Source organism: Pseudomonas sp. Ag1 (assembly GCF_000278565.1).
Classification (GTDB): Bacteria; Pseudomonadota; Gammaproteobacteria; order Pseudomonadales; family Pseudomonadaceae; genus Aquipseudomonas.
Genome location: NZ_AKVH01000082.1, coordinates 44,085 through 69,658 on the forward strand (window position 1 = coordinate 44,085; position 25,574 = coordinate 69,658).

21 protein-coding genes and 2 pseudogenes are annotated in these 25,574 nt (G+C 60.8%); 3 read left to right on the plus strand and 20 right to left on the minus strand.

All coding sequences use genetic code 11. From position 1 onward, the window contains the following. Positions 1-84: 84 nt before the first annotated feature. Positions 85-1,374, minus strand: a pseudogene (locus tag A462_RS35190) (HAMP domain-containing protein); the annotation flags it as partial. 433 nt (positions 1,375-1,807) lie between these two features. On the opposite strand from A462_RS35190, the gene A462_RS24335 reads away from it, so the two are divergent. From A462_RS24335 to A462_RS35200, 3 genes and pseudogenes are all read left to right on the plus strand, one after another. Further along, complete coding sequence (locus A462_RS24335) at positions 1,808-3,127, plus strand: Na+/H+ antiporter family protein (protein WP_161635727.1); 1,320 nt, start codon at positions 1,808-1,810, stop codon at positions 3,125-3,127. A gap of 70 nt (positions 3,128-3,197) precedes the next feature. After that, positions 3,198-4,019: pseudogene (locus A462_RS35195) on the plus strand (cache domain-containing protein); the annotation flags it as partial. A gap of 102 nt (positions 4,020-4,121) precedes the next feature. Continuing rightward, positions 4,122-4,877 carry a methyl-accepting chemotaxis protein gene (locus A462_RS35200; protein ID WP_371132964.1) on the plus strand — a complete coding sequence of 252 codons (756 nt, stop codon included), beginning with the start codon at positions 4,122-4,124 and terminating at the stop codon, positions 4,875-4,877. Positions 4,878-4,936: 59 nt separating this feature from the next. Here the strand turns inward: A462_RS35200 and A462_RS24325 are convergent, their stop codons facing one another. The 19 genes from A462_RS24325 to A462_RS24235 all read right to left on the minus strand — a co-directional run. Continuing rightward, complete coding sequence (locus A462_RS24325; RefSeq protein WP_003219555.1) at positions 4,937-5,251, minus strand: helix-turn-helix domain-containing protein; 315 nt, start codon at positions 5,249-5,251, stop codon at positions 4,937-4,939. Then, positions 5,241-5,591: a toxin gene (locus A462_RS24320; RefSeq protein ID WP_032899042.1), complete on the minus strand. Its 351-nt coding sequence runs from the start codon at positions 5,589-5,591 to the stop codon at positions 5,241-5,243. Before A462_RS24320 ends, A462_RS24325 begins: the two co-directional genes overlap by 11 nt. A gap of 238 nt (positions 5,592-5,829) precedes the next feature. Further along, positions 5,830-7,293: an NADH-quinone oxidoreductase subunit NuoN gene (nuoN, locus tag A462_RS24315; RefSeq protein WP_003219557.1), complete on the minus strand. Its 1,464-nt coding sequence runs from the start codon at positions 7,291-7,293 to the stop codon at positions 5,830-5,832. A gap of 7 nt (positions 7,294-7,300) precedes the next feature. Continuing rightward, complete coding sequence (gene nuoM, locus A462_RS24310; protein WP_003219558.1) at positions 7,301-8,833, minus strand: NADH-quinone oxidoreductase subunit M; 1,533 nt, start codon at positions 8,831-8,833, stop codon at positions 7,301-7,303. 49 nt (positions 8,834-8,882) lie between these two features. Next, a complete protein-coding gene (gene nuoL, locus A462_RS24305) occupies positions 8,883-10,736 on the minus strand; it encodes an NADH-quinone oxidoreductase subunit L (protein ID WP_003219559.1) in 1,854 nt (617 codons plus the stop codon). Beyond that, the gene (nuoK, locus tag A462_RS24300; RefSeq protein WP_003219560.1) at positions 10,733-11,041 is read right to left on the minus strand and encodes an NADH-quinone oxidoreductase subunit NuoK; all 309 of its coding nucleotides are present in this window, start codon (positions 11,039-11,041) and stop codon (positions 10,733-10,735) included. The genes nuoL and nuoK overlap by 4 nt, the downstream gene beginning before the upstream one ends. 2 nt (positions 11,042-11,043) lie before the next feature. Then, positions 11,044-11,547 (minus strand): NADH-quinone oxidoreductase subunit J, encoded by a 504-nt coding sequence (gene nuoJ / locus A462_RS24295; RefSeq protein WP_003219561.1) that lies wholly within the window; start codon positions 11,545-11,547, stop codon positions 11,044-11,046. 9 nt (positions 11,548-11,556) lie between these two features. Continuing rightward, complete coding sequence (gene nuoI / locus A462_RS24290; RefSeq protein ID WP_003174725.1) at positions 11,557-12,105, minus strand: NADH-quinone oxidoreductase subunit NuoI; 549 nt, start codon at positions 12,103-12,105, stop codon at positions 11,557-11,559. An 11-nt stretch (positions 12,106-12,116) separates the two neighbouring features. Beyond that, positions 12,117-13,124 (minus strand): NADH-quinone oxidoreductase subunit NuoH, encoded by a 1,008-nt coding sequence (nuoH, locus tag A462_RS24285; protein ID WP_003219563.1) that lies wholly within the window; start codon positions 13,122-13,124, stop codon positions 12,117-12,119. Beyond that, positions 13,121-15,835 carry an NADH-quinone oxidoreductase subunit NuoG gene (nuoG, locus tag A462_RS24280; RefSeq protein ID WP_008432794.1) on the minus strand — a complete coding sequence of 905 codons (2,715 nt, stop codon included), beginning with the start codon at positions 15,833-15,835 and terminating at the stop codon, positions 13,121-13,123. The genes nuoH and nuoG overlap by 4 nt, the downstream gene beginning before the upstream one ends. Positions 15,836-15,970: 135 nt before the next feature. Continuing rightward, positions 15,971-17,326: an NADH-quinone oxidoreductase subunit NuoF gene (gene nuoF, locus A462_RS24275; RefSeq protein ID WP_003219566.1), complete on the minus strand. Its 1,356-nt coding sequence runs from the start codon at positions 17,324-17,326 to the stop codon at positions 15,971-15,973. After that, positions 17,323-17,820 carry an NADH-quinone oxidoreductase subunit NuoE gene (nuoE, locus tag A462_RS24270; RefSeq protein WP_003219568.1) on the minus strand — a complete coding sequence of 166 codons (498 nt, stop codon included), beginning with the start codon at positions 17,818-17,820 and terminating at the stop codon, positions 17,323-17,325. Before nuoE ends, nuoF begins: the two co-directional genes overlap by 4 nt. Before the next feature lie 2 nt (positions 17,821-17,822). After that, positions 17,823-19,607 (minus strand): NADH-quinone oxidoreductase subunit C/D, encoded by a 1,785-nt coding sequence (gene nuoC, locus A462_RS24265; RefSeq protein ID WP_003219570.1) that lies wholly within the window; start codon positions 19,605-19,607, stop codon positions 17,823-17,825. A 72-nt stretch (positions 19,608-19,679) separates the two neighbouring features. Next, positions 19,680-20,354, minus strand: coding sequence for a NuoB/complex I 20 kDa subunit family protein (locus A462_RS24260; protein WP_003219572.1), 675 nt, complete (start codon positions 20,352-20,354; stop codon positions 19,680-19,682). 10 nt (positions 20,355-20,364) lie between these two features. Beyond that, positions 20,365-20,778 (minus strand): NADH-quinone oxidoreductase subunit A, encoded by a 414-nt coding sequence (locus A462_RS24255; protein ID WP_003219575.1) that lies wholly within the window; start codon positions 20,776-20,778, stop codon positions 20,365-20,367. Between the two features lie 716 nt (positions 20,779-21,494). Beyond that, entirely contained in the window at positions 21,495-22,820 is a 1,326-nt protein-coding gene (aceA, locus tag A462_RS24250) for an isocitrate lyase (protein WP_003219577.1), read from the minus strand. Positions 22,821-23,314: 494 nt separating this feature from the next. Continuing rightward, positions 23,315-24,052, minus strand: a complete 738-nt coding sequence (locus tag A462_RS24245; protein ID WP_008432800.1) for a secretin N-terminal domain-containing protein — start codon at positions 24,050-24,052, stop codon at positions 23,315-23,317. A gap of 239 nt (positions 24,053-24,291) precedes the next feature. Further along, positions 24,292-24,714 carry a GNAT family N-acetyltransferase gene (locus A462_RS24240; RefSeq protein WP_003219580.1) on the minus strand — a complete coding sequence of 141 codons (423 nt, stop codon included), beginning with the start codon at positions 24,712-24,714 and terminating at the stop codon, positions 24,292-24,294. Then, the coding region (locus tag A462_RS24235; protein ID WP_008432802.1) for a ribosomal protein uL16 3-hydroxylase at positions 24,707-25,574 on the minus strand (868 nt) is incomplete at its 5' end. The genes A462_RS24235 and A462_RS24240, both read right to left, overlap by 8 nt.

Below are 25,574 nucleotides of genomic sequence, written 5' to 3' on the forward strand. Positions count from 1 at the left end.
GGCGATGGCGGCCGACTGGTCGGCGGTGCCACGGGCGTCCTGCACTGAGCGTTTGACCTGGGCAATGATCGGCTGCAGCTTGTCGAGGAAGCGGTTGAACCAGCCGGCCAACTCGCCGAGTTCGTCGTGTTTGTCGTAGGCCAGGCGACGGGTCAGGTCACCTTCGCCACTGGCAATGTCTTCCAGCATGCGTGCCACGCCGAGGATCGGCCGGGTCACGCTGCGGGCCATCAGCCACACCAGCAACAGGCCGACGATTGCTGCCAGCAGGCCCAGGCTCAGTTCCAGCAGAGTGCCCTTGGCGTTATCGGCGTCCAGTTTGGACTTCAGGGCTTCAGCCGGAGCCACCAGGACTTTTTCCGGAACATCCAGCAACACGCCCCACGGCTTGCCATCGGGGATCGGCTGGAACGGCGCGAGCACCTTGAGTTGGTGGTCGGTGCGCACGCTGCGGGTCTGGGTGCTGGTGGAAAGCGAACTGATCAATTGCGCGCCGTTGGCGGTGTCGACGGCATCCAGGCGCTGGCTGAGTTTGCCGGCGTCCGGACTGTAGCCGGCCAGCAGGCCCACCGGGCTGATGATGCTGACGCTGGTCTGGCCGTCGTAGAGTTTCTGGCTGGCGCCCTGGCTGACGGCTTGCAGGCTGTTGAGGTTGATGTCCACCGACAGCGAGGCGATGACTTTGCCGTTGACCATCAGCGGGAAGACGATGCTGGTCATCAGCACCTTTTGCCCATCGATCACATAGAAGTACGGCTCGATCACGCAGGGCTTGAGTGTGGTGCGCGGGCAGGTGAACCAGGCGTTGGCTTTTTCGCCGCTGGGTCCGACGCTGGTGTCGGACATGTCGCTTTCGGGCAGCGACATTGAAGTCAGCTTGCCCGCAGTCGGCTGGGACCAGTACAGCGCAAAGCGGCCCTTGTCGTTGCTGCCCAGCTCTTGCTGGTTGGCGAACAGTTCGTCCTTGCCATCCAGTGCGTTGGCCTCGAATACCAGGGACAGGCCCAGCAGTTCCGGATTGGCCTGCAGCGCGGCCTTGACCTGGCGGGTCAGGTCTTCGCGCAGGTCGAAGGCATCCAGGAAGCGTTTCTCGGCCTGCTCGCGCAGGAACAACACCTGCCGGGAAAAACCGTGGCCGTATTGATAGGCGTCCATGAACTGCTGGCGAATGCCCAAGGCCTGGACCTCACCCTGGGCTTCGATGCGCGCCTGGGCGGCTTCGTCGAGCATTTCCATACTGGAAGCCTTGACCAGGTCGGAGCTCTGCGCCATGCGGTACAGCGAGAGACCTACCAGCAAGGTCACGATGCCCAGCAGGCAAAGACCGGCCAGCAGGGTAATTTTCCATTGAATGGACAGCTGTCTGAGCGACATGGAGCCTTCCTTAACTTTCGATACGACAGAGACGATCTGCCTGTATCGGCGGCTCGGAAATTTTCTTTATTCAAACGATCAATTTAAACCTGTTTGTGTGGCGAGGGGGCTTGTCCCCCGTTGGGCTGCGTAGCGGCCCCAAAAAAAGCGGGAGCGCTGCGCACTCCAACGGGGGACAAGCCCCCTCGCCACAGGACAAGCCCCCTCGCCACAGGACAAGCCCCCTCGCCACAGGACAAGCCCCCTCGCCACAGACAAATCCCCTAACCACTGACAAACCTTCTCCCCACTTTTTTGACAAGGCAGGCCGGGTGCTGCAAAGTGCGCGCCCTCTAATAAAACTCCCTTAAAACCTGGTTTGCGGCAGCCGTTCCCGACAGCAGCCCGGGCAGGTGCGTGCTTTTTTCATGTTTTCTGTCTTGAGGTAACGATGATTAATGCAGTAATCGCCGCGGTCGGCACCATGCTGGTGCTCAGCTTGTCCCGCGTGCATGTGGTGATCGCGATCATTGTCGGCGCCCTGGTGGGTGGCCTGACCGGCGGCCTGGGTATCGACGCGACGCTCAAGGCGTTCAACAGCGGCCTGGGTGGCGGTGCGACGGTGGCGTTGTCCTACGCGCTGCTCGGCGCGTTCGCCGTGGCGATTGCCAAATCCGGCCTGGCTCATGCGCTGGCCGATAAAGCCCTGCTGCTGGTGGATCGGCAGGAAGCCACGGGCGGCAGTCACGTCAAATGGCTGCTGATCGGTCTGCTCTGGGTGGTGGCCATCGCCTCGCAGAACATCCTGCCGATCCACATCGCGTTTATCCCGCTGCTGGTACCGCCGCTTTTATATGTGCTGACCAAACTGCAGCTGGACCGCCGTCTCATCGCCTGCGTCATGACCTTCGGCCTGATCACGCCCTACATGTTTCTGCCGGTGGGCTTCGGCAACATCTTCCTGAATCAGATCCTGCTGGCCAACGTGGCCAAGAGCGGTGTCGACATCAGCCAGGTCAATGTCACCCATGCCATGGGCCTACCGGCGCTGGGCATGGTGGTCGGTTTGCTGGTGGCGGTGTTTGTCAGCTACCGCAAGAAGCGTGTGTACGACCTGGAGAAGATCGAGCGAGTCGAGCAGGTGGCGGTGCACTACAACCCGCTGACCCTGCTGGTGGCCGGCCTGGCCATTGCGGCGGCGTTCATTATCCAGCTGTGGCTGGACTCGATGATCATTGGCGCCCTGGCCGGGTTCCTGATCTTTTCGGTGTCGGGCATCGTGCGCTGGCGCGACACCGATGACCTGTTCACCGAAGGCATGAAGATGATGGCGATGATCGGCTTCATCATGATCGCCTCGTCAGGCTTTGCCGAAGTGCTCAAGGCCACCGGTGAAGTGCAGACACTCGTGCAAGCCTCCGCGGCGTTTATCGGCCATAGCCGCGGTGTGGGCGCGCTGCTGATGCTGCTGGTGGGCTTGCTGGTGACCATGGGCATCGGCTCGTCGTTTTCCACGGTGCCGATCCTGGCGGCGATCTTTGTGCCGCTGTGCGTGCAGCTGGGCTTCAGCCCGCTGGCGATCGTGTGCATCGTCGGCACGGCCGGGGCATTGGGTGATGCCGGCTCGCCTGCGTCGGACTCCACCCTGGGCCCGACTTCCGGTTTGAACATCGATGGCCAGCACCACCATATCTGGGACACCGTGGTACCAACCTTCCTGCACTACAACATTCCGCTGCTGGCGTTTGGCTGGTTTGCCGCGATGACGCTCTGACGGGATTGTCCTACAGATTTATTGTAACTAGCCGTTAACCTCTTGAGTTGTCCCTCAAGAGAGAAGAGCCATGCGTCTGAGTCTAAAGGCCAAAGTACTGTCCCTTGCTGTCCTGCCCGTGTTGTTGTTTGCCGTGATCATCAGCCTGACCACGGTGTGGATCCTTCGGGAGCAGGCCCGCAACGAGGTCGAAGAAACCCGTCAGAACCTGCTCAACGACGCCAAGACCACCTTGCGCGGCTACGTCGAGGTGGCGATGACCACCATCAAGCCGCTGTACGACGCTGCCGCCCAAGGCGATACGGCCGCACGGGCGCAAGTGGTCAAGCTGCTGTCCAACATCAGTTATGGCAAGGATGGTTATTTCTTCGGCTACGACTCCGAGACCATTCGCCTGTTCAAGGGCAACAGCCCGGACGGCGTCGGCAAAAGCTTCAAGGACAACCGCGACCCGAACGGCGTCTACGTCAACCGCGACCTGGTGAAAGTCGGCAAGGACGGCACCCACTACTTGCAATACAGCTCGACGCAGCCCGGCCAGACCGAGCTGGTGCCCAAGCTTGGCTACACCGAATACTTGCCCAAGTGGGACATGGTGATCGGTACCTCGGTGAACCTGGACGGCATCGACGCCCAGGTTGCCGAGGTTCAGGCCAAGGTGGAGAAACGCATGGAAGGTGTGCTGCTGAGCATCATCGGCATTGCCGTGGTGGTGCTGTTGGTGATTGCCGCCGTGGGCATGCTGGTGGCCAATACCATCCTGCGGCCGTTGCACCTGATGAAGATCAACCTCGACGACATCGCCGCCGGTGAGGGTGACCTGACCCGCCGCCTGGCCATCACCAGCCAGGACGAGCTTGGCGAACTGGCAGGCTCTTTCAACCGCTTTGTCGACAAGATCCACAGCCTGGTACGCCAGATCACCGAGATGACCTCCCAGCTTACCGGCCTGGTGAGCCAGGTCGCCGAGCAAGCCAACCGCTCGGAAAAGGCCATGGAGCGCCAGCGTCACGAGACCGACCAGGTGGCTACCGCGATCAACGAAATGTCCTCCGCGGCCCATGAAGTGGCGCGCAGTGCCCAAGGCGCAGCCGTCGCTGCGCAGCAAACCGACGCCGAAGGCCAGGCCGCGAAAAAAGTCGTGGATGGCAGCATCGCGCAGATTCACGCGCTGGTGAACGACATCCGCAGCAGCGGCGTGTCCCTGGACAGCTTGCAGCAGGATGTGTCGTCGATTGTCAGCGTGCTTGGCGTGATCCGCTCGATTGCCGAGCAGACCAACTTGCTCGCCCTCAACGCCGCCATTGAAGCCGCGCGGGCAGGGGAGGCAGGCCGTGGGTTTGCCGTGGTCGCCGACGAAGTACGGGCGCTGGCCAGCCGCACCCAGCAAAGCACCCAGGAAATCCAGGGCATGATCGACCGCTTGCAAAAAGGCACCGAGGCCGCCGTGGAATCCATGCGCCGCTCCAGCGATGCCGGCGACGGCACGTCCGCCCAGGCCAACGAAGCCGGAGCGTCCCTGGACACCATGGCGCAACTGATCGGCACCATCAACTCGATGAACGCGCAGATCGCCAGCGCGGCGGAAGAACAAACCGCCGTGGCCGAAGAGATCAACCGCAGCGTGCATCAGATCGCGGTGGCGGTTGACAGCGTGGCCGATGAAACCCAACAGGGTGCCGAGACCTCTCGCAGCCTGGCGGACCTGGGGCAGCGGTTGGGTCAGTTGGTGGGGCAGTTCAGGATTTGATTGCAGGCTTGAGCCATCGGCAACGTCCCGTTGCCGACGGGCTTGGCTGGATTGATCGATCAGGTCAACAGCGCCAAACGTTCCACCGTCTCCGGAAACTTCGACACCAGCCGAATCAAGGTTGCCGCCTGAGCATTGGGTGTGGCCCGGCCTTGCTCCCAATTTTCCAGGGTCCGGGTGTTGGTGCGCAGGTACATCGCAAACACCGAGCGCGACAGATTGAGTTGTTGACGCACAGCGACTACTTCGTCGGCAGTGAGCGGTGCCAGCTTGCTCAACTGCACCTTGTGGCTGCGCAGCGTTACCTTGCCTTCTCGTTCATCTGCCAGCGCGTCGAAGCCTTCGACCAGTTCGGAAAAGATGTCACGTTTCATAAGATTTTCTCGCTTTGATTTCCCTGTCCAGCAGGTGTTTGAGCGCCGTTTTGTGTTGAGCGCTCAGGTCGTCCTGTTCGTGTTTGCCATAAAGGGTGAACAGCCAGAACTGCGTACCGCCCGACCACCAGTAATAGATGACTCGCAGGCCACCCCGTTTGCCCTTGTTGCGTCGCTCGTCGACAAAGCGCACCTTGCGTAACCCGCCGGTTCCCTCTATCACGTTGCCCGCTTGGGGGTTTCTCATCAACTCTTGTTGAAAGCCGTGAAATAACTCATCACTCAGATAATCCCTGCGGTGCCGCTCAAAGGCCGGCAATTCGATAAATAGAGCATCCATGTTCTGTACGTAGCCTGCGTATAGTTTGGTGGCCCATCTGCGGTGGGTCAAGTGACCCTGCTGTGGGATGTTTCCTAAAACGCAACCACGATACGAGCGACCCAGGCAGGGTGATGCCGGAAGGGGAGGCATCTCGACGAGGAAAATTCCCTTTGTGTGTCAGACAACAAATTAATACGCCAGAAACGCAAAACGGCGCCCGAAGGCGCCGTTTTGCTTGCTGCGTTTAACTAAGCGATCAACCCGCCATCACCGCATGCTGCACCAGGGTGAGCAACGGTTGTGGGTACACACCCAGGAAGAACGCCAGCAGGGCGATTGCCAGCAGCATCACGCCGCCTGCTTTCTGTTCCCAGTGCAACTCGGCGTCCACACGGCGCAGGTTTGGCTCGATCAGGTACAAGGTCACCATCACGCGCAGGTAGTAGAAAACGCCGATGGCGCTGCCCAGTACCAGGGAAGCAACCAACCACCATTCGTGCGCTTCAACACCGGTGGCCACGATGTAGAACTTGCCGATGAAGCCCGCAGTCAGCGGGATACCCGCCAGGGACAGCATCATCACGGTCAGTACGGCGGTCAGGTACGGACGGCGCCAGAACAGGCCGCGGTATTCGTACAGGGCGTCGGCGTCGCGGCCTTTGTAAGGCGAGGACATCAGCGTGATCACACCGAATGCACCCAGGCTTGTGATCACGTAGGTGACCAGGTACACGCCGATGGCTTCCATCGCCAGGCCCTTGCTCGCCACCAGGGCGATCAGCAGGTAACCGAAGTGCGCGATGGACGAATAACCCAGCAGACGCTTGAGGTTGTTCTGGGTCAGCGCCAGCAGGTTGCCGAACAGGATCGAAGCGATGGCGATGATGGTCAGCACGTTGCTGAGTACACCGGTGTTGGCCGCAGGAGAGATCTGGAACAGACGCACCATCACGGCAAAGACGGCGACTTTCGACGCGGTAGCCAGGAAAGCAGCCACCGGCGCCGGGGCGCCTTCGTACACGTCCGGGGTCCACAGGTGGAACGGCACCAGCGACAGCTTGAACGCCAGGCCGATCAGCATCATGGCCAGGCCCAGTTGGGCAATTGGCGCAGGGCTGCCGGAGGCTGCCAGGGCGTGACCGATACCGCTGAAGCTCAGGCTGCCGGCTTCTGCGTAGAGCAGGGCCATACCGAACAACAGGAACGCCGAACCGGCTGCCGACAGCACCATGTACTTGATGCCGGCTTCCAGGGAGCGCTTGTTGAAGAAGGCATACGCCACCAGGCCGTAGACCGGGATCGACAGCAGTTCCAGGCCGATGAACAAGCCGGCCAGGTGCTGCGCGCTGACCAGCACGATACCACCGGCCGCAGCCAGCAGGATCAGCAGGTACAGCTCTTCGCGGTTGCCCGGGTAGCCGGTGCCGCCTTCGCCGAGGTAGGCGTGGGCAAGCGTGACGCAGGCCAGGGTGGCAACCAGGATCAGCGCGATATACAGCAGCGCGAAGTCATCGACCATCATCAGCGGGGTCACGGCCAGTGGCGCGACCTTGAGTGCCGGGATAATCGACAGCAGGGCCAGGTTCAAGCCCGCACAGGACAGCAGGAACGTTTGCGAGTGATTGCGGCGCCAGGCGATCGCCAGCATCACCACCACGATGGTGAGGCTGGTGATCAGCAGCGGCGCAAGCGCGATAAAGTGTTGGATCGTGAATTCCATAGCGCTCTTACCGGGCCGAAGCGAGTTGAGAGAAGGCGGTGCCGAACCACTGCTGCACGCCATGCATCGTTGCGGCAGAAGTATCCAGGAACGGTTGCGGGTACACGCCGATAAACACCAGCAGTACCGCAAGGCCGAGCACCATGATCAGTTCGCGACCGTCCATGCCGTGCAACACGGTGTCGGACTTGGCCGGACCGAAGTATGCGCGGTGGATCATGATCAGCGAGTAGACCGAACCGAACACCAGGCCAGACGTAGCGATCGCACTGACCCACGGCGTATGCACGAAGGCACCCATCAGGATCAGGAACTCGCCGATGAAGTTACCAGTACCCGGCAAGCCCAGGGATGCGGCGGCGAAGAACAGGCTGATGGCCGGCAGGTAGGCGATACGTGACCACACGCCACCCATCTCGCGCATGTCACGAGTGTGCAGGCGCTCGTACAGTTGGCCGCTGAGGATAAACAGTGCCGCAGCCGACACACCGTGCGCCAGCATCTGGATCACGGCGCCTTGCAGCGCCAGTTGGCTGCCGGAGTAGATGCCGATCAGTACGAAGCCCATGTGGGAAACGGACGAGAAGGCAATCAGACGCTTGATGTCGGTTTGGGCGAAGGCCAGGAACGCACCGTAGAAGATCCCGATCAGACCGAGGGTCATGGCGATCGGCGCGAACTCGGCCGAGGCATTCGGGAACAGCGGCAGGGCGAAACGCAGCAGGCCGTAGGCCGCCGTCTTCAACAGGATACCGGCCAGGTCGACGGAACCCGCAGTCGGCGCCTGGGCGTGAGCGTCAGGCAACCAGGAGTGGAACGGCACCACCGGCAGCTTCACCGCGAACGCGATGAAGAAGCCCAGCATCAGGATGTACTCGGTGGTCAGGGACATCTTGGTTTTCAACAGGTCGGCGTAGTTGAACGTGATCACGCCCGTGCTGTTGAAGTTGACCAGTACCAGGCCCAGGATCGCCACCAACATGATCAGGCCGGAAGCCTGGGTGAAGATGAAGAACTTGGTCGCCGCGTAGATCCGGGTTTTCTTGCCGTCCGAAGAACTGTGACCCCAGAGCGCGATGAGGAAGTACATCGGCACCAGCATCATTTCCCAGAAGAAGAAGAACATGAACAGGTCGAGTGCGAGGAACACGCCGACAACGCCGCCCAGGATCCACATCAGGTTCAGGTGGAAGAAGCCCACGTGACGCTGGATCTCTTTCCAGGAGCAGAGTACCGAGAGGATACCCAGCAGGCCGGTCAGCAGGATCATCAACAGCGACAGGCCGTCGAGGGCCAGGTGCACGTTGATGCCGAAGCGCTGGATCCACACGTGCTTGAATTCAAGCGCGAAGGTGGGATCGACACCCGGTGCCGGAGCAAATGAATAGTCACCGTGGGCCCACAGCCAGAGGCCGAGCGCGAGTTCCAGGGACATGGTCAGCAACGCAATCCAGCGGGGGAGGGTGGCGCCGAAGCGTTCACCCATCCAGCAGAGCAGGCCGCCGATAAAGGGGATCAGGATTAGCCAGGGCAGAATCATGACGGGCTCGTTTCCTTTCGCAAGTTCGCAAAGTTCGCAATGTGCATAGTCAGACCGCGACCACGATGATGGCGCCGATTACCAGGACGGCACCGGCCGCCATGGAAGCTGCATACCAGCGCAATTGGCCGGTCTCGCTGCGGCTCAGGGCGGTGTGACCGGCCTTGGCGGCACGCGGGATCAAACCGATGGTTTGGTCGAGCGGGTCTTTGCGCAGTACGTGGCTGATCGCAAGGTACGGTTTGACGAACAGTTTGTCGTAGATCCAGTCGAAGCCCCAGGCAGCGAACCACCAGGCCGAAAGGAAGCGGCCAATGCCACTGTTGGCGATGGCGGTGACGAAGCGGCGCTTGCCGAGGAACAGCAGGGCCGCCAGCAGGATACCCGCGATGGCGATGGCGCCCGAGGCGATTTCCAGGCTGTGCTTGGCTGCACCACCGGCATGGCCGGCGCTTTCCGGCAAAACACCGGCCAGTGGCGGGGTGATCATGGCGCCGACGAAGGTCGACAGGATGATCAGCACCGACAGTGGCAGCCAGTGGGAAATGCCATGGCCTGCGTGGGCTTCAGTCTTGGCTTCACCGTGGAACGTGATGAAGATCAGGCGGAAGGTGTACAGCGAGGTCATGAACGCACCTACCAGGCCGGCGTACAGCAGGCCGTGGTTACCGCTGGCAAAGGCTTCCCAGAGGATTTCGTCTTTCGAGTAGAAACCTGCGGTCACCAGTGGCAGGGCCGACAAGGCCGCGCCGCCGACGATGAAGCTGGCGTAGGCCAACGGCAGTTTCTTCCACAGGCCGCCCATCTTGAAGATGTTCTGCTCGTGGTGGCAGGCAACGATCACCGCACCGGAAGCAAGGAACAGCAGGGCCTTGAAGAAGGCGTGGGTCATCAGGTGGAAGATCGCGCCGTCCCAGGCGCCAACGCCCAGGGCCAGGAACATGTAGCCGATCTGGCTCATGGTCGAGTAGGCGAGGATACGCTTGATGTCGGTTTGAACCAGGGCAGCAAAACCTGCCAGTACCAGGGTCACGCCACCCACCAGGCCCACCAGGTGCAGAATCTCCGGCGCCAGGGTGAACAGGCCGTGGGTACGGGCAATCAGGTAGACACCGGCGGTTACCATGGTTGCGGCGTGGATCAGTGCCGAAACCGGGGTAGGGCCGGCCATCGCATCCGCCAGCCAGGTTTGCAGCGGCAGTTGTGCGGATTTACCGACAGCGCCACCCAGCAGCATCAGGGTCGCCAGGGTGATCCAGAAGTCGCCGACCTGGAATTTCTGCGGTGCCAGCACCAGCAGTTCCTGGATGTTCAGCGTGCCCACCTGTTGGAACAGGATGAACAGGCCGATGGCCATGAACACGTCACCGATCCGGGTCACGATAAAGGCTTTGAGTGCGGCGTTACCGTTGTTGCGGTTGCTGTAGTAGAAACCGATCAACAGGTACGAGCACAGGCCCACACCTTCCCAGCCGAAGTACAGGAACAACAGGTTATCGCCCAGCACCAGGAACAGCATGCTGGCGATAAACAGGTTGGTGTAGGCGAAGAAGCGCGAGTAACCGGCTTCACCGCGCATGTACCAGGACGCGAACAGGTGGATCAGGAAGCCCACACCCACCACCACGCCGAGCATGGTGATCGACAGGCCGTCGACGTAGAGGGCGAAGTTGGGCTTGAAGCCCTCCACCGACATCCACTGCCACAACACCAGGGTGTAGTGACCGCCTTCAGGCGGTGCGACGTTGAATTGCCAGATGACGTAGGCGGCGACAATTGCCGACAGGCCAATGGAACCTACGCCGACCAGGGCCGAGAGGTTTTCCGACCAGCGTCCACGGGAGAACGACAGCAGCAGGAAACCGATCAGGGGAAATACGAAAGTCAGAAAGATCATGTTCATCCGCGCATCTCACTGGCAGCGTCGATATCAAGCGTGTGGAAGCGACGATACAGTTGCAGCAGGATCGCCAGGCCAATACTGGCCTCGGCGGCTGCCAGGCTGATCACCAGGATGAACATCACTTGTCCATCCGGCTGGCCCCAACGGCTACCGGCCACGATGAACGCGAGTGCCGCGGCGTTCATCATGATTTCCAGGCTCATCAACACGAACAGAATGTTGCGGCGAACCATCAGGCCGACCAGGCCAAGGCAGAACAGGATGCCGGCGACCGCCAGACCATGCTCCAAAGGGATAGCAGGCATCGTCATTGCTCCTTGGCTTCGTTGCGGCCCAAGTGGAAGGCGGTGATGGCTGCAGCGAGCAGCAGCATCGAAGCCAGTTCGACCACCAGCAGGTACGGGCCGAACAGGCTGATGCCCACGGCTTTCGCGTCTACGGTGGTGTGGCCGATGGCCTGGCCGCTCTGGTGAGCGAACAGCACATACAGCAGTTCACCCAGCAGCAGGGCTGCGAGGATCACCGGGCCGAGCCAGATGCCGGGCTTGAGCCAGACGCGTTCCTGGGCGACAGACGCCGGCCCCAGGTTGAGCATCATCACCACAAACACGAACAGCACCATGATGGCGCCGGCGTAGGCGATCACTTCCAGCACACCGGCGAACGGTGCGCCGAGGCTGAAGAAGGTCATGGCCACGGCGATCAGCGAAATGATCAGGTAGAGCAGGGCGTGCACAGGGTTAGTGTTGGTTATCACGCGAAGCGTGGACACCACTGCAATACCCGATGCGAAATAGAAAGCGAATTCCATCTTTCTTCCTTAAGGCAGCAAGCTCTTCACGTTGATCGGCTCGGCTTCGTTTTGTGCGGCGCCTTTCGGCTTACCGGCAACGGCCATACCTGCAACACGATAGAAGTTGTAATCAGGGTTTTTACCGGGACCAGAGATCAGCAGATCTTCTTTCTCGTACACCAGGTCCTGACGTTTGAACTCGGCCATCTCGAAATCCGGTGTCAGCTGGATCGCGGTGGTCGGGCAAGCTTCCTCGCAGAGGCCGCAGAAAATGCAGCGCGAGAAGTTGATGCGGAAGAAGTCCGGGTACCAGCGACCGTCTTCGGTTTCAGCTTTCTGCAGCGAGATGCAACCCACCGGGCACGCCACGGCGCACAGGTTGCAGGCCACACAGCGCTCTTCGCCGTCGGGGTCGCGGGTCAGGACAATGCGGCCGCGATAACGCGGCGGCAGGTACACCGCTTCTTCCGGGTATTGCAGGGTGTCGCGTTTGCGAAAGCCGTGACCGAACACCATCACCAGGCTTCGCAACTGGGTACCGGTACCCTTAACGATGTCGCCAATATATTTGAACATGGGTCAAATCCTCACTGAACCGCGCCCGCTGGCGTGTTCAACAACACAACGGCAGCAGTCACCAGCAAATTGATCAGGGTCAGCGGCAGGCAGAATCGCCAGCTGAAATCCATCACCTGGTCATACCGTGGACGCGGGATGGAAGCGCGCAGCAGGATGAACAGCATGATGAAGAACGCGGTCTTCAGGAAGAACCAGAAGAACGCCAGCTGCGGCAGGATGCCGAACGGACCGTGCCAGCCGCCGAAGAACAGCGTGACCAGCAGGGCCGAGATCAAGATGATGCCGATGTATTCACCAACGAAGAACATGCCCCATTTCATGCCGGCGTATTCAATGTGGTAACCGTCGGCCAGTTCCTGTTCCGCTTCCGGCTGGTCGAACGGGTGACGGTGAGTCACGGCGACGCCAGCGATGAAGAACGTACAGAAGCCGAAGAACTGCGGAATGATGAACCACAGGTTCTGCGCCTGGTACTCGACGATGTCGCGCATGTTGAACGAGCCCACCTGCACCACGATGCCCATCAGCGCGAGGCCCATGAACACTTCGTAGGACACGGTCTGGGCCGAGGCCCGCAAGCTGCCCAGCAGGGCGAACTTGTTGTTGCTCGACCAACCGGCGAACAGCACCGCGTAGACCGACAAGCCGGCCATGGCGAAGAAGAACAGCAAGCCGATGTTCAGGTCCGCCACGCCCCAGGTCGGGGTGATCGGGATGATTGCGAAGGCAATCAGCAAGGCGCTCATGGCCACGACCGGTGCCAGGGTGAAGATCACCTTGTCGGCAAACGGCGGGGTCCAGTCTTCCTTGAAGAACATTTTCAGCATGTCGGCGGCGATCTGGAACATACCAAACGGGCCAACGCGGTTCGGACCGTAACGGTCCTGCCACCAGCCCAGCAGGCGACGTTCGACGAAGCTGAGCAGGGCGCCCGCCACGACCACGGCCAACAGGATCACGATGGCCTTGACCACCGCGATGATCACGTCGATCACTTCAGGGGTGAACCAGGTCATTGAGCTGCCTCCTGCAGACCGTCAACGGTAAGGCCGAAGATCGCCGGAGGAATCCCCGCGAGGCCTTTTGGCAATGCAACCAGGCCAGCACCCAACTCTTCGTCGATGCGCAGCGGCAGACGCAGGGTCTTGCCGGCGACGTTCACGCTGAGCAGGGCACCGTCGTTGACGCCCAGGCGGTCGGCTTCGGACTTGGCTACGGACACGTAGGCGGCTGGAATGCGCTCTTGTACCGGCGCGGCTTTGGAAGAAGTCTCTTCGCTGCCGAACAGGTGGAAGAACGGCACAACCTGCCAGGTACCCTGGGCCGGGTTGAACGGACGCGGAACGCTGGCGAACCAGTTCAGCGAGTCACCGGTGCTTTCGATCAGGCGGGTGCCCGGGTCGCCGGCACGGATGTGGCCACCGACTTCGTCCTGGAACTTGTTCCAGGCCTGCGGCGAGTTCCAGCCCGGCGACCAGGCGAAAGGCACCTGCTGACGTGGCTCGACCGAACCCGAGTAACCTTCCATGGAGAAGGCAAACGCGGTGTCGTTGTCTTGCGGTGTACGTGGCTCATGCACGCTGATGTCAGCCCGCATGGCGGTACGGCCGGAGTAACGCAGCGGTTCACGGGCGAGTTTCATGCCCTTGATGCGGAACGAGGCAGACGGTGCAGCGTCGACGATGCGTGCCAGTTGCGGTGCGGCTGCGGCTGTGGCGGCAGTCACGTGGTCGAGCTGGGTCCAGTCGATCGGCTGGTTCAGCAGGGTGGCGCGCAGGGCATGCAGCCAGCGCCAGCCTTCGTGAACCAGGATGCTGGCGTCCATGTACTTCGGATCGAACACCTGGAAGAAGCGCTGGGCGCGGCCTTCCTGGCTGACCAGGGTACCGTCGCCTTCAGCAAAGCTGGCGGCGGGCAGTACCAGGTGGGCACGGTCGCTGGTGGCGGTTTTCTGGTGGTCGGCAACGATCACCACTTTGGCCGCGTTCAGCGCTGCGTCGACCTTGGCCGAATCAGTGCGGGTGTACAGGTCGTTTTCCAGCACCACGATCGCGTCGGCACTGCCGTCGGTCACGGCTTGCAGAGCGGCGTCGAGGGACTCGCCACCGAGCATGGCCAGGCCAAGGCTGTTGGCTTCCGGCACGATCAGGCTGATGGAACCGTTCTTCTCGCGCAGCTTCAAGGCTTTGGCAATGTTGGCAGCGGCTTCGATCAGCGCCTTGGAACCCAACGAGGTACCGGCAATGATCAATGGACGCTTGGCGGCCAGCAGGGCGTCGGCGATACGCTTGGCCAGTTCAGCGGCTTCAGCGTCCAGGCCTTCTACGGCAGGCGCGCTGGCGTCGAGGGCGTGGGCCACGGCGAAACCGATGCGGGCCAGGTCGTCAGGCGCGGCGTGTACGCATTCTTCTGCGATGTCGTCGAGCTTGGTGGCGGTCAGACTGGCGATAAACAGCGGGTTCAGCGCGTGCTGGCCGATGTTTTTCACCGCAGCGTCGAGCCATGGCTGGACGCGCATGGCGTCGGCCATGTCTTCGGCCTTGCCTTTTACCGACTGGCGCAGGGACAGGGCGACACGGGCAGCGGTCTGGGTCAGGTCTTCACCGAGGACGAAGATCGCGTCATGGTCTTCGATGTCGCGCATGTTCGGAACCGGCAGAGGGCTGTCGTTCAAGACTTGCAGCACGAGGCGGATGCGCTCCAGTTCACCGGCTTCGATACCCGAGTAGAAGTGCTCGGCACCCACCAGTTCGCGCAACGCGTAGTTGCTTTCGAGGCTGGCGCGGGGCGAACCGATACCGACGATGTTGCGACCGCGCAGCAGGTCAGCGGCTTTATCCAGTGCTTCGTCGAGGCTCAGCTTGGCGCCGTCGGCCAGCAGTGGCTGACGCGGGCGGTCTTCGCGGTTGACGTAGCCGTAGCCGAAACGGCCACGGTCGCACAGGAAGTACTGGTTGACCGAACCGTTGAAGCGGTTTTCGATCCGACGCAGTTCGCCGTAGCGTTCGCCCGGGGAGATGTTGCAACCGCTGGAGCAGCCATGGCAGATGCTCGGCGAGAACTGCATGTCCCACTTGCGGTTGTAGCGCTCGGAGTGAGTCTTGTCGGTGAACACACCGGTCGGGCAGACCTCGGTGAGGTTGCCGGAGAACTCGCTTTCCAGGGTGCCGTCTTCAACGCGACCGAAGTACACGTTGTCGTGGGCGCCAAACACACCGAGGTCGGTACCGCCGGCGTAGTCCTTATAGAAGCGCACGCAGCGGTAGCAAGCGATGCAGCGGTTCATCTCGTGGGAAATGAACGGGCCCAGTTGCTGGTTCTGGTGGGTACGCTTGGTGAAGCGATACCGGCGCTCGTTGTGGCCGGTCATCACGGTCATGTCTTGCAGGTGGCAGTGGCCGCCTTCCTCACACACAGGGCAGTCGTGCGGGTGGTTGGTCATCAGCCATTCGACGACGCTGGCGCGAAACACTTTCGCTTCTTCGTCTTCGATGGAGATCCAGCTGCCGTCGGTGGCAGGGGTCATGCAGGACATGACGATACGACCACGGGTGTCGTTCTCGTCGGTGTACTGCTTGACCGCGCACTGGCGGCAAGCGCCAACGCTGCCAAGGGCGGGGTGCCAGCAGAAATATGGAATGTCGAGGCCTAGCGACAGACACGCCTGTAACAGGTTGTCTGCCCCATCGACTTCGAGCTCTTTGCCGTCTACGTGGATAGTGGCCATGGTTCAAAGTTCTTCGTTGGCCCGGTGTCAGCGGGCGTGGCTAATGGAATCTTGTTATTCATGTGCATCAACACAGCCTTGAAGGCGTCAGCACATGAGAAAGCGAAGGGCACGGACCCTTCGCCTTTTTAAGCGTTACGCGCCGACTACGATCGGCCTTGCCAGAGGCGGGACGGCGGCGCTGGTAGGCGCGATGCCGGCTTCGAACTCCGAGCGGAAGTATTTGATCGCGCTGCCCAATGGCTCCACGGCGCCCGGTGCGTGAGCACAGAAGGTCTTGCCTGGGCCGAGGAAGCCGACCAGACCCAGCAGGGTCTCGATGTCGCCCTCGCGGCCTTCGCCGTTTTCCAGGGCCATCAGCAGCTTGACGCTCCATGGCAAACCGTCGCGGCACGGGGTGCAGAAGCCACAGGATTCGCGGGAGAAGAATTGCTCCATGTTGCGCAGCAACGACACCATGTTCACGGTGTTGTCCACGGCCATGGCTAGGCCGGTACCCATACGGGTGCCCACCTTGCCGATGCCGCCGGCGTACATTTGAGCGTCCAGGTGTTCTGGCAACAGGAAGCCGGTACCGGCGCCGCCTGGCTGCCAGGCCTTGAGGGTGTAGCCATCGCGCATGCCGCCGGCGTAGTCCTCGAACAGCTCGCGTGCGGTCACGCCGAAAGGCAGTTCCCACAGGCCCGGGTTCTTGACCTTGCCGGAGAAGCCCATGAGCTTGGTGCCCATGTCTTCGCTGCCTTCGCGGGCCAACGATTTGTACCACTCCACGCCGTCGCCGATGATTGCCGGCACGTTGCACAGGGTTTCAACGTTGTTCACGCAGGTCGGCTTGCCCCACACGCCCACGGCGGCAGGGAAGGGCGGCTTGGAACGCGGGTTGGCGCGGCGGCCTTCGAGGGAGTTGATCAGTGCGGTTTCTTCACCGCAGATATAACGCCCGGCGCCGGTGTGCACGAACAGTTCGAAGTCGAAACCCGAACCAAGGATGTTCTTGCCCAGCAGGCCAGCGGCCTTGGCTTCTTCCACGGCACGGTTCAGGTGCTTGGCGGCGGTGGTGTATTCGCCACGCAGGAAGATGTAGCCACGGTAGGTTTTCAGCGCGCGGGCACTGATCAGCATGCCTTCGATCAGCAGATGGGGCAGTTGCTCCATCAGCATGCGGTCTTTCCAGGTGTTCGGCTCCATTTCATCCGCGTTGCACAGCAGGTAGCGGATGTTGATGGATTCGTCTTTGGGCATCAGGCCCCACTTGACACCCGTGGGGAAGCCTGCACCGCCGCGGCCCTTAAGGCCTGCGTCCTTCACGGTCTGGACGATGTCGTCCTGGGCCATGTCGGCAAAGGCTTTGCGCGCGGCCGCGTAACCGTTCTTGGCCTGGTACTCGTCAAGCCAAACAGGCTCGCCGTCGTCACGCAGGCGCCAGGTCAGCGGGTGAGTCTCAGCCGACCGCTTGATGCGGTTGGCAGGACCGAAGGAAGTCAGGGTCATGGGTAGCCCTCGAGCAATTGGGTGACGCCAGCAGGCTGCACGTCGCCGAATGTGTCGTCGTCGATCATCAACGCCGGCGCCTTGTCACAGTTGCCCAGGCAGCACACCGGCAGCAGCGTGAAGCGCCCGTCCGGAGTGGTTTGGCCCAGGCCGATGCCCAGCTTGCTCTGGATCTCGCTGACCACGGACTCGTGGCCACCGATGTAGCAGACCATGCTGTCGCACACGCGAATGATGTGGCGGCCGACCGGCTGGCGGAAGATCTGGCTGTAGAACGTCGCCACGCCTTCAACGTCGCTGGCGGGGATGCCGAGGATCTCGCCGATGGCGTAGAGGGCGCCGTCCGGCACCCAGCCACGTTCCTTCTGGACGATCTTCAAGGCTTCGATCGACGCCGCGCGCGGGTCTTCGTAGTGATGCAGCTCGTGCTCGATGGCCGAGCGCTCGGTTTCACTCAAGGTGAAACGGTCTGTCTGGATAAGCGTGCTATTCATGCTTAGCGGTCCACGTCGGCCATAACGAAATCGATACTACCCAGGTACGCAATCAAGTCCGCGACCATTTCACCTTTGATCACCGAAGGGATCTGCTGCAGGTGCGGGAAGCTTGGCGTACGAATCCGGGTGCGGTAGCTCATGGTGCCGCCATCGCTCGTCAGGTAATAACTGTTGATACCCTTGGTCGCTTCGATCATCTGGAAGGATTCGTTGGCCGGCATTACCGGGCCCCACGAAACCTGCAGGAAGTGCGTGATCAGGGTTTCGATGTGTTGCAGCGTGCGCTCTTTCGGCGGCGGCGTGGTCAGCGGGTGATCCGCCTTGTACGGGCCTTCCGGCATGTTGCGCATGCACTGTTCGATGATCTTCAGGCTCTGGCGCATTTCTTCGACGCGCACGATGCAGCGGTCGTAGGCATCGCCGTTGGCCGCCAGCGGGACTTCGAATTCGAAGTTCTGGTAGCCGGAGTACGGGCGTGCTTTACGCAGGTCGAAATCGCAACCGGTGGAACGCAGGCCAGCACCGGTGACGCCCCATTCCAGGGCCTCTTTGGTGTTGTACTGGGCGACGCCGATGGTCCGGCCCTTGAGGATGCTGTTGTCCAGGGCGGCTTTCTGGTATTCGTCCAGACGCTTGGGCATCCAGTCGATGAATTCCTTGACCAGGCGTTCCCAGCCACGTGGCAGGTCGTGGGCGACGCCGCCGATGCGGTACCAGGCCGGGTGCAGGCGGAAACCGGTGATGGCTTCGATGACCTTGTACGCACGCTGACGGTCGGTGAAGGTGAAGAACACCGGGGTCATGGCGCCGACGTCCTGGATATAGGTACCCAGGAACAGCAGGTGGCTGGTGATCCGGAAGAACTCGGCCATCATGATGCGGATGGTGTCGACCTTGTCCGGCACCTTGATGCCGGCCAGCTTCTCGACCGAGAGCACGTACGGCAGGTTGTTCATCACGCCGCCGAGGTAGTCGATACGGTCGGTGTACGGGATGAAGCTGTGCCACGACTGACGCTCGGCCATCTTCTCGGCACCACGGTGGTGGTAGCCGATGTCCGGTACGCAGTCGACGATTTCTTCGCCGTCCAGTTGCAGGATGATGCGGAAGGCACCGTGAGCAGAAGGGTGGTTCGGGCCCAGGTTGAGGAACATGTAGTCCTCGTTGGTGCCGGAGCGCTTCATGCCCCAGTCTTCCGGACGGAAGCGCGCAGCCTCTTCTTCAAGCTGTTGCTTGGCGAGGGTCAGGCTGAATGGATCGAATTCGGTGGCGCGGGCAGGGAAGTCCTTGCGCAGCGGGTGACCTTCCCAGGTCGGCGGCATCATGATGCGCGACAGGTGCGGGTGGCCCGGGAAATCGATGCCGAACATGTCCCACACTTCACGCTCGTACCAGTTGGCGTTGGGCCAGATACCGGTCACGGTCGGAACGCTCAGGTCGCTCTCGGAGAGGGCCACCTTGATCATCACGTCGCTGTTACGTTCAAGCGACATCAAGTGGTAAAACACGGTGAAGTCGGCGCCGCTCGGCAGCCCCTGGCGCTTGGTGCGCAGGCGCTCGTCCACGCCATGCAGGTCATAGAGCATGACGTACGGCTTGGGCAGGTTGCGCAGGAAGCTCAGGACTTCGACGAGCCTGGCACGCGCCACCCACAGCACCGGCATGCCGGTGCGTGTGGCCTGGGCGGTGAAGGCGTCAGGGCCAAAACGGTTGTTGAGTTCGACGACCACATCCTGGTCGTCTGCCTTATAAGGCGGGATGTACAGAGCACTGCCTGTAGTCATGGTTTTTTATCGCTTTCGGTCAACGTAAAGAATGAAGCCAGGTTTTCGTTCTATAAAAGAAGCGGTTCTGGATCAGACTTCGTCGGGGCTGCGCAGGTTGGTTACCTGAATACGCTGTTCGCGGCGCTGTTCCTTTTGTGACGGCATCTCGGCGCGGTATACGCCTTGATCTCCGACAACCCAGGAAAGTGGGCGACGCTCCTTGCCAATCGATTCCTGCAACAGCATCAAGCCTTGCAGAAATGCTTCAGGGCGGGGCGGGCAGCCAGGCACGTAGACGTCCACGGGCAGGAACTTGTCCACCCCCTGAACCACGGAGTAGATGTCGTACATGCCACCGGAGTTGGCGCACGAACCCATGGAGATAACCCACTTTGGCTCGAGCATTTGCTCGTAGAGACGCTGAATGATCGGCGCCATCTTGATAAAGCAGGTACCGGCGATAACCATGAAATCCGCCTGACGCGGCGATGCCCGGATAACTTCGGCGCCAAAGCGCGCGATGTCGTGGGGCGCCGTGAAGGCGGTGGTCATTTCCACGTAGCAGCAGGACAGACCGAAGTTGTACGGCCACAGGGAGTTCTTACGTCCCCAGTTGACCGCGCCACTCAGCACGTCTTCCAGCTTGCCCATGTAGATGTTTTTGTGGACTTGGTCTTCTAACGGGTCGGAAACGGTTTCCCGTTCGCCGATTGGGTACTGCTCGTTAGGAGCATCCGGGTCGATCCTGGTGAGATTGTATTGCATCGCCAAAGCCTCATTGTTTCAGCTTCGCTTGCCGCTTGCGACGAGCTTCCGGAGCCCAGTCAAGGGCGCCCACTCGAAATAGGTAGACAAGGCCTGCCAACAGAATTGCTATGAAAACGAGGGCTTCGACGAATCCGGTCCAGCCGCTTTCGCGGACGGACACAGACCAGGCAAAGAGAAAAAGGGCTTCGATGTCGAAGATCACGAAGAGCATCGCGACCAGATAGAATTTGGCTGAGAGCCGCAAGCGGGCGCCACCTGTAGGTAGCATGCCGGACTCGAACGGTTCGTTTTTGCTGCGGCCCCAGGCTTTTGACCCGAGGAGGCTGGAGACGCCAAGCATGAAGGCGCAAAGGCCGACTACACCGAGGAGGAAAATGGCAAAGCCCCAGTTGTGGGCCATGAGTCCTGTCGCTTCGGTCATGCTGGAAATCCTTAACAGAGAGCAAAGGTCTCTGAGCTCGAAAAAGTAACGATGCAGTGACGATATGTCGCAGCGCAATCAATCGCGGTGATTTTATGGCTAAACACCGGGCAAGTAAAATTCCTATAGCGAAATTATTCGATGGAATAAGCACATAGTGCACCTTCTTGGGGCTGTAGCCCTTGTGCTGCGGGCATTAGCGGGCTTTTCACGAATTGTGTTTTGTTTAACCGGTAAAGAAGTTTTCATGCTCTAAATGATAATGAATATTGTTTGCGTGGGTTTTAAACAACTGTTCGGGGTTTAGCGCGGGAAGTTGTTGTTACTTGTGCGGGTGATGCTAGTTGGTAAAGCGGATCTTTTAACTGGTTTTGCAGATGGGAATAGCGCTCTGGATCAATGTTTTGATCGAAATCGGCTGGCGAGGGCGCGCAGGGGCACATATTCAAAAGCCCAATCAAAGGCTGGGCCAAGGCGCGTGCCGCTCTGCTTTCCTGTGGGAGCTGGCTTGGCTGCGATGGCATCGCCTCGGTGTATCGCAGAAGCCGAGTTGTCGGCATCGCAGGCAAGCCAGCTCCTACAGTTGACCGTGGCTGCTCTCACACACCAGTGCTTTTCAGGCGCCCAAAAAAACGCCCCGAACCAGTCGGGGCGTCAGATCGTGCGGCACTGCGGTTAGGTCTTCCGTGGGGCCGCAGTGGCCGTGTACTCAGTACTTAGTGGAACTGCTCTTCTTCGGTCGAACCGGTCAGCGCAGTCACGGACGAGGTGCCGCCCTGGATCACGGTGGTCATGTCGTCGAAGTAACCGGTGCCCACTTCCTGCTGGTGCGCCACAAAGGTGTAACCCTTGGCAGCATCAGCGAACTCTTGTTCCTGCAGCTTCACGTAGGCAGTCATGTCGTTGCGGGCGTAGTCGTGCGCCAGGTTGAACATGCTGTGCCACATGTTGTGAATGCCGGCCAGGGTGATGAATTGGTGCTTGTAGCCCATGGCAGACAGTTCACGCTGGAACTTGGCGATGGTCGCGTCGTCCAGGTTCTTCTTCCAGTTGAAGGAAGGCGAGCAGTTGTAGGACAGCAGTTGATCCGGGTATTCCTTCTTGATGGCTTCGGCAAAGCGGCGAGCTTCGTCCAGGTCCGGCTTGGCAGTTTCGCACCAGATCAGGTCGGCGTACGGCGCGTAGGCCAGGCCACGAGCGATCGCCTGGTCGAGACCGGCGCGCACTTTATAGAAACCTTCCTGGGTACGTTCGCCAGTCACGAACGGCTGGTCGTACGGGTCGCAATCCGAGGTCAGCAAATCAGCCGCGTTGGCATCGGTACGGGCCAGGATGATGGTCGGAGTGCCAGCAACGTCAGCAGCCAGACGAGCAGCCGTCAGCTTTTGAACAGCTTCCTGGGTTGGAACCAGTACCTTGCCGCCCATGTGGCCGCATTTCTTCACCGAAGCCAGCTGGTCTTCGAAGTGAACGCCGGCAGCGCCTGCCTCGATCATGCTCTTCATCAGCTCGTAAGCGTTCAGTACGCCACCGAAACCGGCTTCAGCGTCTGCAACGATCGGCGCGAAGTAGTCGATGTAGCCTTCATCGCCCGGGCCTTTACCGGCTTTCCACTGGATCTGGTCGGCACGGCGGAACGAGTTGTTGATGCGCTTGACCACGGTTGGCACGGAGTCCACCGGGTACAGCGATTGGTCGGGGTACATGGATTCAGCGGAGTTGTTGTCCGCTGCCACTTGCCAGCCAGACAGGTAGATCGCCTGGATACCGGCTTTGACCTGTTGAACCGCTTGGCCGCCAGTCAGGGCGCCCATGCAGTTGACGAAATCTTTTTCGGGACGGAAGGACGGCTTGGCACCCTGGGTGACCAGCTTCCACAGCTTCTCGGCGCCGAGTTTTGCAAAGGTGTGCTCAGGTTGAACCGAGCCACGCAGGCGGACGACGTCAGCAGCGGAATAAGCGCGGGTCACGCCTTTCCAGCGTGGGTTTTCAGCCCAGTCTTTTTCAAGGGCTGCAATTTGCTGTTCGCGTGTCAGTGCCATGGGGAAAAACCTCGTCGCATAGGTCTAGGTGGAAAATTCCATTTGCCAGCCACGTAATCAGTGCGTGGTTATGGCTGCTCGCTGACCAGAAGCTTAGGCGGTCAAGTCAGGCTTGGCGGGGAAGGCGACGGGATGAACGATAGGCTCAAGGGGGAGTTGAGCAGGTAAGGGCGAACTGCGAACAGTCTTCGGGCGTCGTGGGCCTTTGTACGATCCATCAGTGTGTTGCCGGGTTACCTGGTTAGCTTCCGTCCCTCGGGACAACTTCGTTCCAGTCGCAACCTCGTCAAACACACCTTGTGGGCGGTACAGACACGAATCGGCTCAGGTGGGTGGCTTTGAGCGACGATCCGAAGGCCCTTGCCAGGGCCCCTGATTAGCGGGAGCGAGGCCATCATGCCCATGCTTTTTTGGATCGTCAAATGTTTTGTAGTGCTTTTTTTCAAGCACTACATCTTTAGTCTAATACGACTCGCCAGTCAGTTTTTGGTGCTTCAGTTCAGCGTGTCGACTTTGACCCGCAATGTCAGGTCATCGCGCCCTTGAGTAGAGTAGCTGCGGGTTGTAGTGGTTTTGTCGGCCTGGGTCTGGCGGTTGATACCGGCCAGGGTGATCCACTCGCCCAGGCGTCCGCTGACAGTTGTGTCGGTACTTTGCACGTTCACTACATCGGGACGTTCCTGGCTCATGCGGTCACGATTGGTACTGATGCTCAGGTGAACGGTCTCGCCGGTGACGCTGGCCGTCACGTAGAAGCCCTGGGTTACGTTGCGATACTGGGTCTGGTTCTGCGGGCGGCCGTAGGCATCGGGCTGGGTGGTGGTGAGGGGCACGCTCTGGCCGATCTGGATCAGCGCGGGCACGCCTTCGCTGGCCTGGATCTGCTGGATCCCGCCGTCACGGCTTTCGGTGCTGTAGGTGATGACCTGTGTTTGATTGTTGCCGTTGCTCTGCTGGTTGTTTTCGTTGGTGTCGACGGTGATCAGCAGGCGCTTGGAAGGCGTGTCCAGTTGCGCGAGCAGGGCGCGCAGGCCCTGGATCTTGTCGGGCTCGGCGTTCACGATCAGTTGGTTGCCGTAGGCGCTGACGGTGCCGTCCTTGCCGATAAAGTTCTGCGCCACCGGCAGCAGGTCGGCGCTGGTGCGGTTGCTCAGGGGCACGACTTCGGTGGCGGCCATCACCGAGAAACTGGTGGCCAGGAGCAACAGGGTGAGCAGGGTGCGTAGGGACATGTCCGTTATCTCTGCGAGTCATTTAGGCTAGATATTGCCAGTTTGTCGGCTTGGCGGGGCGCAAGTTGAATCCTGGACGGCAAAAGGCCCTGGCATCGGGGGATGGCAGGGCCTTTTGAGGTGTTGCTGATGGCGCCTTCGCGAGCAAGCCCGCTCCCACATTTGACCTCATTCCAAAGGATGTACTGGATCGAATGTGGGAGCTGGCTTGCCTGCGAAGGGAGCGACTCGGTCTCGGATCAGCCCTCGCGCACCATATCAACGTGAGGAATCCCGACTTCCAGGAACTCATCGCTGACAATCTTGAAGCCCAGGCGCTCATAAAACGGCGCCGCATGGACCTGTGCACTGAGGATCTGCCGGGTCTGGCCGCGTTTCTCGGCCACGCCGATCACCGCTTCCATCAGCTTGTCGCCGACCTTCAGGCCGCGCCAGTCTTTGAGAACCGACACGCGGCCGATCTCGCCGGTAGGCAGCAGGCGTGCAGTACCGATGGGAAAGTCGCCTTCGAACGCCAGGAAATGCACGGCACTCGCGTCGTCTGCATCCCATTCCAGCTCCGGTGGAACCGATTGTTCAGCGATAAATACCGCTTCACGAATGCGCCGTATCTCGGCGATATCCTTTTGCCAGTCCGCGACACTTACGTGAATCTTATTCATCGGCAAACCCCAGGCTTCCTTGCTTGACCAGTTCCCACAGCAGGGCGCAGCCATCTTCATCCGCCAGCCATGGGCCGAGGTTGTCGATGTGCAGGGCGTCGGCGGCGCACACCAGCTTCAGCAGTTCCCGCAGCTTGCCCGGCAACAGGCGGCTCTGGCCGCTGGCGAACAGCAGCAGGTCGTCGTCGACTTCGGACCAGGCCAGGCGGGCGCTCGGGTTGCGGATCAGCACGGCGCCGTTTTCCAGGCTGCCCAGCAGGTCTTCTTCTTCCACTTCCGGGCCGGCGACCAGTTCCGGGTAGCGCGGCTCGGTCATGAACTGGCCGAACCAGGTCAGCAGCATGCGCTCGTCGCTCATGTGCTCGGCCAACAGGCTTTTCAGGCGGTCGAGGGCGTCGCCCTGGATCTGGTGCGGGTCGCTGACCGGCTGGGCATCGGCGTCGGTGTAGCGCTCTTCGTCAGTCAGGTACTGGCTGAGGAAGTCGGTGAAGTGGGTCAGCACTTCAGCGGCGCTCGGAGCGCGGAAGCCTACGGAGTAAGTCATGCAATCATCCACGGCCACACCGCAGTGGGCCAGGCGGGGCGGCAGGTAGAGCATGTCGCCCGGTTCCAGCACCCATTCGGCGGTCTCTTCGAATTCAGCGAGGATGCGCAGGTCCGCGTGTTGCAGCAGCGGGCTTTCGGAGTTGCACATCTGGCCGATCTTCCAGTTGCGCTTGCCGGAACCTTGCAGCAGGAACACGTCGTAGTTGTCGAAGTGCGGGCCCACGCTGCCACCCGGGGCGGCGTAGCTGATCATCACATCGTCAATGCGCCAGCTTGGCAGGAAGCGGAAGTTTTCCAGCAGTTCGGCCACTTCC